We start from the raw sequence: 18,086 nt of genomic DNA on the forward strand, positions 1-18,086 counted from the left end.
TATGGCGCTGGTCGGTATTAATAACGAAAACGAATTTTACTCCAACCACTATCTGGGCGAAGTCTTTACCAGCGATATCCGCGATGTACTGGAACCCTGGATTGAGCAGGAAAATGTCGCTCGCGAAGCTGAACGTGCTGCCCGTGAACAGGGCAAAGAGGTTGAGGCGGGCTACCGCGCGCCGTGGAACCAGCTAAACAGCTTGGCGACAGAGTTTTTCCGCAAACTCACTGAACATGAAAAACAGCGCCAGATCCCGCAGCGCCTGGCCGATCAACGCGGTCGCTGGCAGCTGCTGTTAAAGGCATTGGGTTATGAACTCAATCCGCACATTCAGATGCTGGATGAAGATACGCCTTTGCCGGTACTGGCTCGTTACAACAGCACCGACGGCAGTCCGTGGCTGTGGATTGTTGAAGCACATGACCAGGAAGAAGGAAAGCTGGATCCGCTGGCGCTGTCACTACTGACCGCGCAGTTTCCTGCAGATACCGATAAACATAAGCGTGACAGTCTGGGTAAAAAAGCTAACGGCGAATACCGAAGCTGGCAGGATCTGCTCTCCACGGTGGTGTTTACGCAAAATGAACCGCCGCGTTTTGTGCTGCTGCTCGGTAACCGCCAGCTGTTATTGCTGGATCGTACTAAGTGGGCGCAAAACCGTCTGCTGCGCTTTGACTTTGAAGAAATTTTAAGTCGTCGCGAGATAGATACCCTGAAAGCGACGTCGGTGTTGCTACACAAAGATTCTCTGTTGCCAGGCAGCGGTGCACCGTACCTCGATTCGCTGGATGACAATTCGCACAAGCATGCGTTTGGCGTGTCAGAAGACCTGAAATATGCCCTGCGTGAGAGCATTGAGCTGTTGGGCAATGAAGCGATGCGTTATCTCATCGACAATGAGCTGGCTTATTATACCGGGAAACGTGCTATTAACCCGGATGAGTTGAGCCGCGAATGCCTGCGGTATATGTATCGTCTGTTGTTCCTGTTCTATATCGAAGCGCGCCCGGAACTGGGCTATGCGCCGATGACCGCCAAAACCTATCTACAGGGCTACAGCCTGGAAACGCTGCGCGATCTGGAGATGATCCCTCTGACCAGCGAAGAAGATCGCAACGGGCGCTACTTCCACGATAGCCTGAATATGCTCTTCAAGTTGGTGCGTGACGGCTACAGTGGCGGCGTGAAAATGCAGAGCGATCTGGAGAGCGGCGACCAGATCACTATTCACAGCCATCAGTTCAGCGTACCGCGCCTTGAAAGCCATCTGTTTGAAGCGAATAACACCCGCATTCTTAACCGTGTGGTGTTTCGCAACGAAACTCTGCAACAGATAATTCAGGCGATGTCGTTAAGCCGCCCGGGTAAAGGACGTTTTAACCGCCGTGGGCGTGTATCCTATCGCCAGCTGGGTATCAACCAGTTAGGTGCGGTGTATGAAGCGCTGCTCTCCTACCGCGGATTCTTCGCCAGCGATGACCTCTACGAGGTGAAGAAAGCCGGGGAAGAGTTTAACGAACTGGAAACGGGCTATTTCGTCAGCAAAGGCGAGATCGGCAAATACCACGACGACGAGAAGGTCTACGAAAAAGACGGCAGCCTCCGTATTCACCGTAAAGGTAGCTTTATTTACCGCATGGCCGGGCGCGATCGCGAAAAATCCGCCTCTTACTACACCCCGGAAGTACTGACCCGCTCGTTAGTCAAGTATGCCCTGAAAGAGTTGTTTAAAGAGCAGATTGATCCGATTACCGATCCGCATGCCAAAGCCGATGCCATCTTAAATCTCACCGTATGCGAACCGGCGATGGGCAGCGCGGCGTTCCTTAACGAAGCCATCAACCAGCTGGCGGAAGCTTACTTGTTCCACAAACAGCAGGCGGAAGGTCGCCGCATTCCTCAGGATCGCTACACCCAGGAACTGCAACGGGTGAAGATGTACATTGCCGACAACAACGTATTCGGCGTGGACTTAAACCCGGTGGCGGTGGAGCTGGCGGAAGTGTCGCTGTGGCTGAACGCCATCAGCGGCGATGCATTTGTACCATGGTTTGGCTACCAGCTGCACTGCGGCAACTCGTTGGTGGGCGCACGCCGTCAGGTGTTCAACAAGATCGAGCTGGCCTACAAAAAAGCGAAAGATCCCAGCTGGCTTAGCAGCGAACCGGCCGAGCTGGCGATGAATATTCCGCGCGAAGAGAAGCAGATTTTCCACTTCCTGCTGCCGGACAGCGGTATGGCCAACTACAGCGACAAAACCGTTAAGCAGCGCTATCCGGATGATTTCAAAGCGCTGGACAGCTGGCGCAAAGAGTTTACCAAAAGCTTTGCACCGCATGAGGCTGCCGATGTGCAGCGCATCAGCGGTAAAGTGGAAGCGCTCTGGAACACGTTCCGTCAGCAGCTGAAAGCCGAGCGTCAGAAAACAGCTGATAACTATCCGATATGGCCTGCGGAAAATACGGCTCAAGTTCGCTCTTCTTTAAGCAGCAAAGATGAAACCTTCAACGGTCGCCTCAAAGATAACAGTACTTATCAGAAACTGCGCTGGGTGATGGACTACTGGTGTGCACTATGGTTTTGGCCAATCGACAAAGCGGATGAACTGCCGGATCGCGGCATGTGGCTGATGGAGATGGAGACTCTGCTCGATGGTATTGTCGTCACAGAAAGAGTCACTGAAGCCGTAGAAAAGGCCACTGGCGATCTCTTTGCCGACGAGGGCATTGTGCGTGAAGAGTCTTCGCTGTTTTCCGGCGCCGGTCGCCTGAAAACCGATGTGCTGTTCCGCCATTTGCCGCGTCTGGCGATTGTTGATGCGCTGAAGAAGCAACATCGTTTCTTCCATTGGGATCTGGAATTTTGCGATCTGTTTTCCGAGCGCGGTGGTTTTGACCTGATGCTCGGAAACCCGCCATGGTTGAAAGTAGAATGGCAGGAAGCTGGCGTGCTGGGCGACTACGAGCCGGATTTTGTTCTAGGCCGATTAAGTGCTTCGAAGTTAGCGACATTGCGTCATGAAACCTTCAATCGAATTCCGCTGCTCGAAAATGCCTGGCGCAACGAGTATGAGGGTTGCGAAGGGATGCAAAACTTCCTGAATGCGCAGCAGAACTACCCTGTACTACGCGGGGTGCAGACTAACCTGTATAAATGCTTCCTGCCGCAGGCATGGCGTTTAGGAGCGCAGAAAGGGGTGGCAGGTTTCCTGCACCCGGAAGGGATTTATGATGATCCAAAAGGTGGGCAGCTGCGTGCGTCGGTGTATCCGAGGATGAGGGCGCATTTTCAGTTTCATAATGAATTGAGCCTTTTTGCCGAGGTTCATCATGCAACGATGTTCAGTATCAATGTCTATGGACCGCAGAATACGACGCCGTCCTTTATTAACATGTCAAATGTTTACGCAGTAAGCGCTATTGATGCCTCGTTTGAACACAACAACGCTGGTCCTGTTCCTGGTATCAAAAATGAGCAGGAAATTGAAGGCAAAATCAAAGTTTCCTGGAATACCTCAGGCCACCGTTCACGGCTAATTCATATTGGTTTGAAGGAGCTCTCTTTATTTGCTCGTCTGTATGACAGTGAAGGAACTCCTGCATGGCAGGCTCGTCTGCCAGCTTTGCACGCAGAACAACTTGTTGCTGTACTGGAAAAGTTTGCTAATCAGCCGAAGAGATTGGGTGATTTACAGGGGCAATATTTATCCCTTGAAATGTGGCATGAAACAAACCAGCAGAAGGACGGCACTATTGAACGTAAGACACAGTTCCCTGAGAATGCCTCCCAATGGGTATTGTCTGGCCCGCACTTCTTTGTTGGGACGCCGTTCTACAAGACTCCACGCCAAAACTGTACGTTAAACAGCGATTATGACTGCCTGGACCTGCTAACTTTGCCCGACGATTACCTGCCGCGCACTAACTATATTCCAGCATGTGATGCGCAGGAATATGCCAAACGTACTCCGCGAGTGACTTGGACTGAACAGGGTAAAGATGAGCCGAGGGAGGTAACGGATTATTTTAGACTAGGCTATCGAGGAATGTTATCTCAATCAGGTGAACGGACTCTCATTGCATCCATTTTACCTCCGGGAATTGCACACATTCATGGAGTACAAAGTACTTCGTTCAAATCAGAAGAATTGCTTTTACAGCAATTTTTAATGAGTGTTTCATTAGTGGGTGATTTTTTTATTAAGAGTACAGGTAGAAGTAACTTAATGGCCAGTTGGGCCAATTTTCCTTTAGTCGGCTTAGTTGGACATACATCTCTGCGATTACTCGCATTAAGTTGCTTAACAAAACATTTTGAAAAATTGTGGCTTAATTTTTTCACCCCTTCTTTCAATCAACTCAGCTGGAGCCGCAATCTCCCACAACTCCCTCAGGATTTCTTTGCCAACCTGACCCCAGAGTGGCAGCGTAACTGCGCTTTACGCTCCGACTACAGTCGCCGTCAGGCGCTGGTGGAAATCGATGTGCTGGTGGCACAGGCACTGGGTTTAACCCTCGAAGAACTGCTGACTATATATCGCGTCCAGTTCCCGGTAATGCGTCAGTATGAAGCCGATACCTGGTACGATCAAAACGGCCGCATTATCTTTACCCCAAGCAAAGGGCTGGTGGGCGTCGGCCTGCCGCGTACCGCGCGTAAAGCGGACCTGAAAAACGGTTTTGTCTTTAACGTCGACAGCCCAGACTGGACCGGCGGCGACTGCACCGATCAAGCCATCGGCTGGGATGATGTCAAGCATCTGCAAACTGGTACCGTCAGCGTTACTTTTGATGACTATACCCGCAGCGACGAAGGCGAGCGCCGAACCGTCACCTGGCAGGCTCCGTTTATCAAGCCGGATCGCGAAGACGACTACAAAGTGGCCTGGGCATTCTTTGCACAAGATAAGGAGAGCGTCTGATGCTGCCTTCCGTTGTCAGTCGACAGGTTGCCGACAGCGTTGCTTCCTTTTTAAGGGCAGCCTTTCCGCTTAACAGCCCGCTGTTTAATGGTGAAGAAAACAATAACGTCTCGATGCTGGAGCAATTTCTGGCCCAGCCGGAAACGCTGCTGAAAGGGCCGTATCTTTCCGCTCAGCTGCCGTTTCGTAAAAGTGACTTAGCGCTGAACTTCTTCCCTAACCTGACGCTGCCGTTCCCACCACACGCGCATCAGGCGCAGGCGTTCCAGCGCCTGGGTATCGAGGTGCCTCAGCCGACGCTGGTGGCTACCGGGACGGGTTCCGGTAAAACGGAATGTTTTATGTTCCCGCTGCTCAACTATTGTGCAGGTGCATCAGAGGCCGGTGTTAAAGCGATCATCATTTATCCAATGAACGCCCTGGCAACCGATCAGGCCAGCCGTTTCGCCAAAACCATCGCCAGCGATCCGCAGCTGCATGGGAAAGTGACCGTCGGCCTGTTTGTCGGCGACAGTGAAATCGAACCCAGCAAAAAGATGTCTGCGGATAAAGTCATCACCTGCAAAGATACCCTGCGTGAGAACCCGCCGGATATCCTGCTGACCAACTATAAGATGCTGGATTACCTGCTAATGCGCCCCGGCGATCAGAAACTCTGGCGCTATAACCAGCCGGGGTCACTGCGTTATCTGATAGTGGATGAATTGCATACGTTTGACGGTGCACAGGGATCGGATTTGGCCTGCCTGGTGCGCCGCTTAAAGCATCACATCGGTGTCGATGACAAGCGTTTTGCCTGCGTGGGGACGTCGGCTACCGTAGGTGACGAACTGGGACAACTACTCGATTACGCGAAAACAATCTTTGATCAGCCGTTTGGCGATGACGCGGTTATTCGAGAAGATCGCTACACAGCGGCGGAATATCTGCAAGGTTATACCATCGAGTACAGTCAGTATCCGGGCCAGGATGTCAGCGCTGCGCTGGATCCACAAACGTACGCCAGCCCGGTAGATTATCTGAACGGACAAATTCCGCTGTGGTTCCCGGGTAGTTCACTGCAATTACCTGCCGATCTGGACAGCGATCGCGGACGTGAAAAGCGTATTGAGTTGGGCGCATTGTTACGTCGCCACAGTATCCTGCATGTACTGCTTGAGGATTTGCAGGGCGGTATTCTGTCGGAGCAGCAGTGCCTGGAAAATCTCCAGGTGATGCTGGCGGAAAGTGCCGGGCATGCGACCCGCGTGCTGCAAAGCATTCTGGCACTGATTGCCCAGGCGCGCCTGGAGGTTCCAGAAAAACAGGACGATCGGGAAAAGCGCCTGCAGGTGAACAAAGCGCGTCCCGTTCTGCCCTTTGTGCAACTTCGTTCTCAGCTGTGGTTGCGCGAGATGCGCCGCCTGGTTGCCAGCGTGTCAAAAACACCTGAGCTTGTTTTTGCTGATGATGTCGCGGTGGAAGATCGCGAACATTATCTTCCCGTTATTCACTGTCGTGACTGCCATGCTACCGGGTGGGCGAGCCTGCGCCATGGTCAGAGTGTTCAACTCGAAACTGACCTGGACGGTATTTATCGTCAGTTCTTCGAAAGAGGCCGTTCTATTGTGTTGGCCTTTCCGGATAACAACGATAAACCGGTCAGCGGTGTTCACCAGAAGCTATGCCCTTCCTGTTTAAAGCTCAATAAGCAATCTAACGTGCAGTGTGGGCACTGTGGCCATACTGATCTGCTACAAGTACTCATCCCGGATATGCTCAAAGAGCGTAAGGATGAGCTGGAATTTGCCAACGAATGCCCGTACTGCAACAGCAAACAGGGTATTTCGATTCTTGGGTCACAGGCAGCCAGCCTGTCGGCGGTGATGATCCATCAGCTTTATGGCAGCCAGTTCAACGAACATAAAAAGCTGATTACGTTTTCTGACTCGGTACAGGATGCCGCACACCGCGCCAGCTTCTTTACCGCCCGAACCTGGCCGTTAATGGTACGCGGACAAATCGCCAGCGTGTTGGGTGAAAAAGAAACGTTACCGTTGGATGCCTTTGCGGCACGCGTCTGCCTGCAGACGCGTGAACGTTCACCGGATGATGCTCATTTTGCCGCGAGCTTCATCGCGCCCAACATGCAGTGGATGAACGATTACCAGATGCTGAAGAACGAAGGCCAGCTGGCAGAGAGTTCCGATTTACCGGAGCTGGTTTCTCTTCGTCTCGACTGGGAGGTATACAGCGAATTTACCCTACGCGCACGAATTGGCCGTACGCTGGAGGCCACCGGTTACGCAGCTGCAGGAATTGATATTGCACGTTTCAATTCAGCGATAACGGCGCTTCACCAACAGCTTGTCGAAGAGCTGGGTGATGAAATGGTTGGGGTCAGCGTTGAGCAGGTGGCACACCTGGTGATTGGCGTTCTTTGGCATCAGCGGCAGGCGGGAGCTGTTCTGCATCCGGCGTTCGAAAGTTATCGGCGTGAGGGTAAAACCTATATGATGACGCAGAAGGAACGAACTTCACGCTATATGCCATCTATTGGTCCGAAAACGCGTAAACCGGCCTATGCCTCGTTTGAAAAAATAAATGGCTTCCATCGACTGATTGGTGCGAAATCCAACCCCAGCTGGTATCAGCATTGGATCAACCGAACGCTCAGCAACGGCAATAATCTGTTCATCAGCAGCCTGGCTGAGACGGTTTTACAACGTCTGTTTACGGCACTGAAAATGGCTGGGTTGGTAAAAGATTTTGATACAAAAGGCAAGAAAGCATGGGGGCTAGTACCTTCAGCGTTGGTGGCAAGCCGAGATGTTGTTCAGCTAAATTGCTCTTGCTGTCGTGAGGTTGTTCGGACACCAGCAGATCAGGGGTGGCACTGGCGAAACGCGCCATGTCTTTCTCTGCGCTGCGAGGGGCGCTATCAGGAAGTTGAAAATACAGTGACCTGGCATTGGGATAATATGGACATCGCTCGTGTTCAGGGGGCAGAGCATACCGGATTACTGAGCCGTGAAGATCGTGAGGCTACGGAACAATCGTTCTACCGCGGTAATCAGCCATGGAATACCAACCTGCTTTCGGCAACACCGACGCTGGAGATGGGTATCGATGTGGGTGACCTTTCTACGGTATTACTCTGTTCTGTTCCACCCGCGCAGGCTAATTACTTACAGCGTATTGGTCGTGCCGGGCGTAAAGACGGCAATGCACTTAACATCACGGTGGCTGAGGGAAATCCGCACGATCAGTTCTTCTTTGAAGAGCCTCTGGAGATGATGCAAGGGCAGGTGCAGGCTCCTGGTGTGTTCCTGAACGCAACGGCTATCCTGGAGCGTCAGCTGGCCGCATTCTGCATGGACAACTGGGTGAAAACCGGCGTTCCGGCATCTGCTATCAGCAAAAACGTGAAGCAGATGCTGGACGAGCTGGAATTTGGACACAAGTCTGGGTTCCCTTATAACTTCTTGGGTTACGTCGAACAGCATCATGTAGATATTGCTCAGCAGTTCTCGTCCATCTTCCCTGATCTTACGGAAGACACACGTCTACAGCTCCTGTCATATTTGCAAGGGGCACCAGGACAACGTTCCCTGGTTCAACGTATCGAACAAGCATTAAAACTACTGTTGGAGGACCGCAAATCGTTGCGTTCCCGGATTGATAAGCTCAAGCGTAGTATCGACAAGCTGGAGAGTGATCCCCACGATCAAAACTTTGACAGCGATATGCGCGAGTTGACTTCGGAACGTCAGGCGCTGATGGCCCTGGTGAACCAGATCAATAATAAGCAGACGCTTAATTTCCTCACCGATGAAGGATTACTTCCCAACTATGCCTTCCCGGAGGCCGGTGTTACGCTGCGTTCTGTGCTGTGGCGGCGCAAGGACGGTGGGGAAACGCGTGAGTATCAGAACACGACCTACGAATACGAACGTCCGGCTTCAACGGCGCTGGCTGAGCTTGCCCCATTGAATAACTTCTATGCGGGCGGGCATAAAGTTGAAATCGAACAGATTGACCTGAAAGTGTCTGAGCCTGAAAACTGGCGTATTTGCAGCCACTGTAACTACAGCGAGAATATCGACCAGACCGGCGATCAGCATAAATACTGTCCAAAATGTGGCACACCAGGTTGGACCGATGCCGGGCAAAAAACGACATTACTGAAGCTTCGCCAGGTTTATGCCCGCTCAAGCGCGCGTGACAGCCAGATCAGTGATGAGAGCGATAGTCGCGAACCGGCATTCTTCCAGCGACAGCTACTGGTCAGCTTCGAAAAAGAGGATGTATCGGCCGCTTATGCTATTGATGAAGGAGAAATCCCGTTTGGCTTTGAGTTTTTGAGCAAAGTGACTCTGCGAGATATCAACTTTGGCAAAATGGCGGATGATGCCAATGAGCTGATGATTGCAGGAGAGGCAAAGAAACGCACCGGGTTTAAAGTTTGCCTCGGCTGCGGCATGGTGCAGCGCCCTCGCGATCATGAACCACGCCATGACCTGAGCTGTAAATATCGCGTTGAACCCGAAAAAGCGAAGTTTGAAGATTATCTCTACCTTTATCGCCAACTGGAATCTGAGGCATTGCGTATCCTGCTGCCGGTAACCAGCTACAGTAACGATCGCGTGGTGGAAGCCTCCCTGGGTGCAGCCATTCAGCTTGGGCTTAAACATTACTTCAAAGGTAACGTGGATCACCTGAAAGGCGTGGTGTATCGCGAGCCGGAAAATGAGGGCGAATCCTGGCGTCAGTATCTGGTGATTTACGACACCGTACCAGGGGGGACCGGCTCACTCAAAGAATTGATGCGTACACCTGACAACCTGCTGAAATTACTTGAGCTGGCCTACAAGGCGCTAGTGGAATGCAGCTGCAACCATGATACGCATAAAGACGGCTGCTATCGCTGTGTTTACGCTTACCGTGACCGCGGGCGTATGAAGTATGTATCAAGAGATCAGGCGCGTCTCTTACTGGCAAAAATCCTGAAGGCCAGTGCTTCTATACGCGTTATTGATTCCATCAAAAACATTTCGCTTGATGCCATGATGGGGAGTGAACTGGAAAAACGGTTCATTCACTGCCTGCAGGATAACAAAAATCTTCTCGTGAGCCGGAGTTATGCCCATCAGAACGCAGGCTGGATTATTAATACCCGTACAGAACCGGCGATGAGCTGGCATCTCAAAGCACAGGTTGATTTAGGGGTTAAAGAAAGAGTTGGCATCCTTAGCCGACCAGATTATGTGCTCTATCCTCTGATGCAGTCAGAAAAGATAAAACCGGTAGCAATTTTCCTGGATGGTTTTGCTTTTCATAAAGATAGCGTGTCGGATGATGTCCAAAAACGGCAGGCGATTAAAGACAGCGGTAATTTTTGGGTATGGACACTGACCTGGGCTGACCTTCAAGAACAAGGCATTAAACATATACAGAATGTTATGGGGCTTGGTCATAATCCGGATATGAAACAGCCTAAGTTTTATAACCTGTTCCATGATACAAACTTTGCTACGCTTGAAGGTTCATTCCGGGAGAGAAACAGTTTCGCACTGCTACTCGATTATCTCTCTGATCCTGTTAATAAAACTCTGCTATGGCAGAAAATGGCAGCTGCTTATGCCTGGGTGTGGCTGGATCCTAAAAAGTCGCAGGGAGACCGGAGCCAAACAAAAGTACGCCTATGAAATGCAGGAGAACGCTCCCGCTTATCGGTTGAATGCACTTTTTGCCTGATGAACCATTTGTATTTGGCGGTTTACTGGATAGCTGTAGTTCATCACAACAATTCATTGAGCTGGCAGCCGTTGTTCCTCAACAAGCCATTAAATCAACGACAAGTATTGAACAAATGCGAAATTGGTTGAGGCTGCATATTTGCTTTGACGATCGTCATTCGCAGGATGATGGCTATGAAGCCGGATTTAACGGTTTCTGGTGGATGGTGAATTTATTGCAGTTCCTGCCAGATATGACATTCACCAGCCGTAGAGCGGTTCATTTACCGCAGGAGCCTGAAACGGTAAAAATGCAGACTTCGGTGGTAGTGGATATTCAGCCTGACGAGAGCTGGGCGGAGATACTTGAGTTTGGTTTATTGAGCGCAGAAGAAATCGCTTTGCTTCAGTCATTATCACTACCGGCACCGACAGTTGGATATGAATTGCAGGATGACGATGGCGAAATTATTGCGGAAGCCGATCTCGCCTGGCCGTTACAAAAGCAAGCTTTGATTATCGATAATCAGGACTTTACTCCTTTATTCGAAAGTAAGGGTTGGCTCGTTGCGTTCGGGCCAATCGACGAAAGTACATTGCAACATCTGTTCGGAGGTGACAAATGACGGTTCAAGCGCCAATGGTGGCACTTTCTGATGGTTTTCTGGGGGCTTTTGCGCGGATTCCTAAAGCACAGCAAAAAAAGGTCCAGGAATTCATCTCCAAGTTCCGCCAGGATCCGACGAGTAATGGAATTAACTACGAAAAAATCCACGATGCGCGCAGCAATAACGTGCATTCCGTGCGTATTGATCAGATCTATCGGGGAATAGTCCTGAAACCCGAACAGGGGGATCTGTATATGCTGATGTGGGTGGATAAGCACGACGAAGCTTATGACTGGGCGCGACGACATGATTGTGCAATTCACCCGGTTACTGGTGCGATTCAGGTAATTGATATCAGCTATATTAAATCCGCCTCCGAACCTGCTGTTGTTGATAAACCCAAACTCTTTGCTGCTTATACTGCGGAGCAGATCCTCGCGCTGGGTGTTCCTCCTGTGTTTATTGAGCAGGTGATGGCTCTTGTGGATACCACAGGGCTGAATCAGCTGGAAAGCGTGATGCCTGCGGAGGCCTGGGAACCCCTACACTGGCTGGCAGAAGGTCTGGATTACCAGGAAGTGCTGGAGGAGTTTAACGATCACCGTGATGAGCCTGTTGATACCAAAGACTTTATTGAGGCAATTGAGAGAAGTAAACGTCGTTTCCATGTCGTTGAAAATGAACAGGAGCTACTGCAAATGCTCAATGCGCCACTGGAAAAATGGCGTGTATTCCTGCACCCGAGCCAGCGAAAACTGGTGGAGTCTCCGGCAAATGGTCCGGTGCGAGTATTAGGTGGTGCAGGTACGGGTAAAACAGTTGTTGCGATGCATCGTGCACGTTGGTTATCCCAATGCCTGGCCGATAAACCGGGTAAGAAAGTTCTGTTCACGACCTTCACACGCAACCTAGCAGCGGATATTCGCGCTAACCTCCAGCGTTTGTGTAGTCGTGAGGAGATGGCGCGTATTGAAGTTGTTAACATTGATGCCTGGATGAGCGAGCAGCTGAGACGCCATGGATATGATTTCCGCGTGGTGTATGACAGCGATGAAGGACGACGTAAATGCTGGAACTATGCCTTGCAGCAAGCCCCTGCTGAATTGGGATTACCGGAAAACTTTTATTCAGAAGAGTGGCAACGTATTGTTCAGCCGAATGCTGTTTACAGCCGTGAAGGATATCTGAAGGTGAGCCGTATTGGTCGTGGCACGGCGTTATCACGTATTCAGCGTGCGAAAATCTGGCCTGTGTTCGAAGAGTTCCGGGCACAAATGGCGCGTGCCAAACTACGAGAGATGGGGGATGCCATGCATGAGGCTATCATTCTGTTTAAAGAAAAACAGGTGCAATTGCCTTATAGCAGTATCGTAGTCGATGAAGCTCAGGATATAGGCGCACCGGCCTTTACCCTTATTCGTAGCCTGGTCCCGGAGTCTCCTAACGATCTCTTTATCGTGGGTGATGGACATCAGCGTATTTACCGCAATAAAGTCGTGCTCGGTCAGTGTGGGATTAACGTTCGTGGGCGTCGTAGTAAAAAACTGAAAATTAACTACCGGACTACAGAAGAGACGCGACAGTTTGCTGTCGGGTTGTTAACCGGAGTTATGGTTGACAACCTGGATGGTGAAACTGATGCCAGCAACGATTATTTATCACTGCTTCACGGTGAAAAACCCATGATCACTCATGCTTCAGATTTTAAAGAAGAGGCTGAGACGATTATCAAGCAAATTCAGGCATTGTTAGCCAATGATGTCCGTTCCCAGGATATCTGCATTACTTCCCGCACGAGGCATGCCAATGAGCGCTATGCGTCAGCCCTAAATGAAGTGGGGATTGAGACTTTTAATTTAGGGAATGATAGTGGCGACAGTGATCAACGAGCTGGTGTTCGCATTGCAACGATGCACCGTATTAAGGGGTTGGAGTTCCAGTATGTGTTCCTTGCGGGCATCAACGATGGTGTTGTGCCTGAAGTCAAAGCAATCGCATCTGATGACCCTGTTGAACAGCGCGATGCATTATTTAATGAACGAGCGTTGCTCCATGTGGCTGCAACCCGCGCGGTAAAAGGACTGTTTGTTTCTTCGTACGGCGTACCAAGTACATTATTAACGGTTCAGTAATATTCTCTATGGGCCATGAAGGCGAGTTTTTCTGGCCTTAAGTACGATATTAAAGTTAGAAAGATGGACCTGAGGGTTTATGCATTTACTGTCCGCTCTGTGGGCGAATCATATAGCTGGCTCTAACGCTGACCCGGCATTGCGGTCATCGCCCACATACGTTCATCATATAACGGTCTTAAAACTTCTGAGATTCATACGGCGCTCAGACAAGAATCGTCCCTGTGTGTGCAGGCTGTCGATGCGCAATTGTTCGATGGCTTTGATGATGATGCCGCGTGCAACCATCGTTTTTCCCAGACCCACTTCATCGGCGACCAGAAGCGATTCAGACGGTAGAACCGTTAAATTACTTTGCTACGGAGTTGGCACCTTTGACGTTTTCTCAGGTGAGAATCCAACAACAAATATTGCTGAATGTGCTTATAAAAACAAAGCTGCGTTACCACCTGGTACTTACTGGATTGTGCCGCGTCCGATTGGCAGCTTCGCTAACCAAGTGTTAAGTGCCATCAAAGATTGGCAGAACGGGACTGATCATAGCCAATGGTTTGGGTTATATAGTGATACCACGATGAGTGATCAACTGTTTGTTCACGGTGCGGAAAGAGGTGGTTTCAGGCTTCATCCTCTTCGCCCTGATGGTGGTGGAGAGTCATGGGGATGTATTACTTTTTACCATATGTCTCAATTTGAACTCCTCCGAAGGGCATTACTTGCAACACCCATGATTCAGGTTAAACCTGGAGTCAAGGCTTATGGACGGGTAGAGGTGAAAGGGAGAACGGATTATGACAACTGCAGCTTTAAGTAAAAGTATGCGTTCTTTCATTGTGTTTCTGCTGATCTACCTGATATGCCTTGCCATTGTTTCTTTGTTCACCCAGTGTGGGGTGTAATTGAGAAATTATCTTACAGGCTTGATGATGTTCTGAATGCCACAGGTGTGGCATTAGCTGATGGAGAAATCGATCCGGCTGGGCTGTGGGTAATATTTGGTGTCCCTCTGATTGTTGCGGCGTTAATTTTTTATCTAATTAGAAGAATTGCTCATCATCGATAATCATTACCTGTATTGATAGTACACATTAGGTGATCATAGCCAATGGTTCGACATATCACGACATGACTGGCAACCAGCTTGTCACCCCATCTGCCCCCCACAAAAACCCCATAGCAATCCCCGGCCACTGGTGGCACGATTCTCTCCATCCTCCCCGGTCACCTACCCAGGCAAAACAGGCAAAACCGTGACAACGCGTTCTCTCCCGCTCGACTGGCGGATTCCCGTCGCAGGATTATTAATCCTGACGTTACTGGCTATCGGCACCACGATGTACACCCATTGGGGTGCATTTCTCCAGTGGAGCCTCGCCACGCAAATCTCCCTGCACCGCAGGCTGGTGACGTATCTGCTGCAACTCAACGGCCACGATTACAATGGTGGAATCTGGTTGCTGGGCGGGGCGTTTATTTACGGCGTGCTGCATGCCGTTGGGCCAGGGCACGGAAAATTTATTATCACCACTTACCTCAGTACCAATAAAGAAATCCTGCTTGCGGCGCGCGTGGTGCCGTTTCTCGGCAGCCTGATGCAGGGGGGCAGTGCCATCCTGTTTGTTTATATTCTGGCAGTGGGGTTTAACCTCGCAGCGGGAGATCTCAGCACCAGCCGCTGGTATGTGGAAAAAGTCAGTGCGCTGCTGATTGGGTTTTTCGGCCTGTTTGTGATTTATCAGACGCTAAAGCCGCTCCGGCAACGGAAAATCGCCATTAATGCGCTGAAGCCGTTGCATCAACACACTGAACACTGTGGCTGTGGGCAGCATGGGGTAGGAAAAGATCTGAGCCACGCGGACTGGAAAACCCGGTTGGGGGTAGTGTTGACGATTGGTGCCAGGCCATGCAGCGGCGCGATCATGATTTTGCTGTTTGCCAATACGCTGGGGATCGTCAGCTGGGGCATTGCGGCGGTGATGACCATGTCCTTGGGTACGGCGTTATCCATTTTGTCATTGTCACTGGCGGTACGTTACGCGCGTAACCACACCGTCACGTTCTTCAGTCGGGACAATGAAAATCTCAGCTGGATGGTCCCAGCAGCCAAAATCGTGGGAGGCCTGATTATCATCCTCTTTGCCACGGTTTTATTTCTTACCGTGGTTCCCATCAGCCCAAACGGGGACTATATCGCCGCCGGGTGCTGATGGCCTTCTGGCATCAGATTGGTTGAGTTAGATGTCGTATTTTTGCTGTCAAAAATGTCGTATGTTTGCTATGATGAAAAAATGACCAGCTGGAGGATGACATGACAATTAAAGCTCTCATTCAGTCGCGGCTGAAACGCTCAAAACGTTATGTTTTCACGCGTGATGATTTCAAGGATCTGGCTGGTTATGATCAGATTGGCAGAGTATTGCGTGAACTGGTGAATGAAGGTCAATTATTGAAAGTTGGTTATGGTGTTTACACCAAAGCACGTAAAAATGCGATTACCGGGAAGTTGATGCCTGCGGCACCTGGTGGCTCTGCGGCAGTTATGATTGAGGCACTAAAGCGGCTAAAGGTTGATTATCGCCTGGTTGGAGCGTCTGATGACTACAATCGTGGTAAATCCACTCAGATTCCTGCTTCTCTGGAAATCAAAACGTCACCACGCTTTAAAAGGACTTTATCTGTGGGAAACAGCAAATTAAATGGATGATTTGATCAAGTTATTCCCTGATGTTGCTGATGCTCTGGGAATTGAGTCTGTAGCAATTGTCGAAAAAGATTATTACATCGTCGAATTATTAAGACTTCTCCAATCCCTGGTATTTGATACTCATCAGTTGGTATTTGCCGGGGGAACTGCTTTGTCAAAATCAGGAATATCCTTAAAAAGGATGTCAGAGGATGTTGATATTAAAATGGTTCCTGTTCCTGGTTTTACACGGAAACATTCGAGAAATCAGCGTAAAAATCTTCGTAAAAATATTGTTCATAGAATTACTAAGTTGATTGATGAATCAGGCATGTTCAGCTTTGATGAAAGCTATCCGTGTATCATCCGTGACGAATACCGTTATGTGGAGATTCCTGTTCGTTATCCGCAGACATATGCACAAGTTCCGTGTTTACGACCTTTTATCAAACTGGAATTGATGGAAGCTGTTTTACTTGAGGCGTCGGAATGTCGTGATATTTGCTCTTTATTAACGGACTTAACAAAACAGGGGAATATAGCGAAGGCTTTCCCTTGCGTAACCATCGAAAGCACTCAGGCTGAAAAGCTGGTAGCAATGATGAGGCGCACAGCTGCCATCATACGCAATGTCGAGCGAGAAGGTGATGAATCTCTGGTGCGCCATATTTATGACAATTTCTGTATTGTCAGAGAAAACGGCGTTGACGTCCCATTGTTAAAGCGCTTTGTGCATGAATGTATCCAACAGGATATTGAGCGTTACGGTAATCAATATCATGAATTCTGCATATCGCCTGTGCAGGAGCTTAGAATGGGGCTGGAAGAGTTAGAGAAAAATATAATATATAAGCAGCGATATCAGCAGTTCGTTGTTCCAATGGTGTTTGGCGATACTCCCATTTCATGGGACGAAGCCTATGCCTGCTTCCACCAAACGGCATCAGATGTACTTGATATCCCGAGCCATAAAATTGGTCAGTATAGATAATTGATAGTACGCGGCTGATAACCAGCTTACGTTCACCCCAACTCCGCAAGATCCGTCAGGCCAGGTGCTCCCCCGTTCAGGCATAGTCACCGGCAAGGAGAATGCCATGTCAGCCAATAAACCGGATGCTTACCGCCTGCGCTTCAATAAGGTGTTCGATTATATCGATCAACACCTGGACGATGCGCTGTTGCTGGAACAGCTGAGCGCAGTTGCCCACTTTTCGCCGTACCATTTTCACCGTCAGTTTACCGGCTACTGTGGGATCACGCCGGGGCGCTACATCCTGTTGATGCGTCTGAAACGCGCGTCGTATCGGCTGGCATTTAATTCTGCCGAAAAAATTATCGACATTGCACTTGATGCGGGATTTCAGCACGCCGAGTCGTTCAGCCGTGCTTTCAAACAGGTGTTTGCTATGACGCCGAGTGAATTCCGTCAGCAGCCCGCCTGGGTGAGATGGCATCAGTGCATGCCGCCGCTACAGCCAAAACGGAGAGAGAGCATGCCCGTCACAATCATAGATTTTCCCACCACCCCGGTGGCGATGTTGTCGCATTTCGGTCAGCCAGAGCGAATTATGGAGACCGCTGCGCGCTTTGTCGCATGGCGTAAAACCACGGGGTTATCTCCCATCGCCAGCAGCCAGACTTTTGGTGTCGCGCCCCATGATCCCGCTACCACGCCGCCGGAAACCTTCCGTTTTGATATCTGTGGATCGGTAAACTCACCGATTCCGGAAGACAACTCCTTCGGTGTGGTGAATGGGGTGATTCCCGCCGGACGCTGTGCGCGGTTGCGCCACCATGGTTCACACGATGCCTTATCGGAAAGTGCATGGACGCTCTATCGGGACTGGCTACCCGCCAGTGGCGAAGAGTTGCGTGATTTCCCTTTGTTCTTCCATTACCAGAATTTTATCCATGACGTCCCGGAGCATCAGCTGATCACTGACATCTATCTGCCATTGAAATGATAGAAACTCCCGGCTGCGCGTGCTGTCGGGAGTTTATCGACACGTCCCGCCCATA

At 50.2% G+C, this 18,086-nt stretch carries 7 protein-coding genes and 1 pseudogene; all 8 read left to right on the forward strand.

The features are described from left to right. Position 1 precedes the first annotated feature (1 nt). Positions 2-4,924 carry a DNA methyltransferase family protein gene (locus HA50_RS02890; protein WP_084872365.1) on the forward strand — a complete coding sequence of 1,641 codons (4,923 nt, stop codon included), beginning with the start codon at positions 2-4 and terminating at the stop codon, positions 4,922-4,924. Beyond that, positions 4,924-11,267 (forward strand): annotated as a pseudogene (locus HA50_RS02895) (DEAD/DEAH box helicase). The gene HA50_RS02890 and the pseudogene HA50_RS02895 overlap by 1 nt, the downstream one beginning before the upstream one ends. Then, complete coding sequence (locus HA50_RS02900) at positions 11,264-13,381, forward strand: ATP-dependent helicase (protein ID WP_084872368.1); 2,118 nt, start codon at positions 11,264-11,266, stop codon at positions 13,379-13,381. Before HA50_RS02895 ends, HA50_RS02900 begins: the two are co-directional and overlap by 4 nt. A 256-nt stretch (positions 13,382-13,637) precedes the next feature. Further along, complete coding sequence (locus HA50_RS02905; RefSeq protein ID WP_244193558.1) at positions 13,638-14,195, forward strand: DUF2778 domain-containing protein; 558 nt, start codon at positions 13,638-13,640, stop codon at positions 14,193-14,195. Between the two features lie 436 nt (positions 14,196-14,631). Beyond that, positions 14,632-15,588 carry a nickel/cobalt transporter gene (locus tag HA50_RS02910; RefSeq protein ID WP_084872370.1) on the forward strand — a complete coding sequence of 319 codons (957 nt, stop codon included), beginning with the start codon at positions 14,632-14,634 and terminating at the stop codon, positions 15,586-15,588. A gap of 101 nt (positions 15,589-15,689) precedes the next feature. Beyond that, complete coding sequence (locus HA50_RS02915; protein WP_084872373.1) at positions 15,690-16,085, forward strand: DUF6088 family protein; 396 nt, start codon at positions 15,690-15,692, stop codon at positions 16,083-16,085. Beyond that, complete coding sequence (locus HA50_RS02920) at positions 16,078-17,055, forward strand: nucleotidyl transferase AbiEii/AbiGii toxin family protein (RefSeq protein WP_084872376.1); 978 nt, start codon at positions 16,078-16,080, stop codon at positions 17,053-17,055. The genes HA50_RS02915 and HA50_RS02920 overlap by 8 nt, the downstream gene beginning before the upstream one ends. 106 nt (positions 17,056-17,161) lie before the next feature. Then, on the forward strand, positions 17,162-18,031 hold the full coding sequence (locus HA50_RS02925; protein ID WP_084872379.1) for an AraC family transcriptional regulator: 870 nt from the start codon (positions 17,162-17,164) through the stop codon (positions 18,029-18,031). Positions 18,032-18,086: the final 55 nt, after the last annotated feature.

This window comes from Pantoea cypripedii, assembly GCF_002095535.1.
GTDB classification, from domain to species: domain Bacteria; phylum Pseudomonadota; class Gammaproteobacteria; order Enterobacterales; family Enterobacteriaceae; genus Pantoea; species Pantoea cypripedii.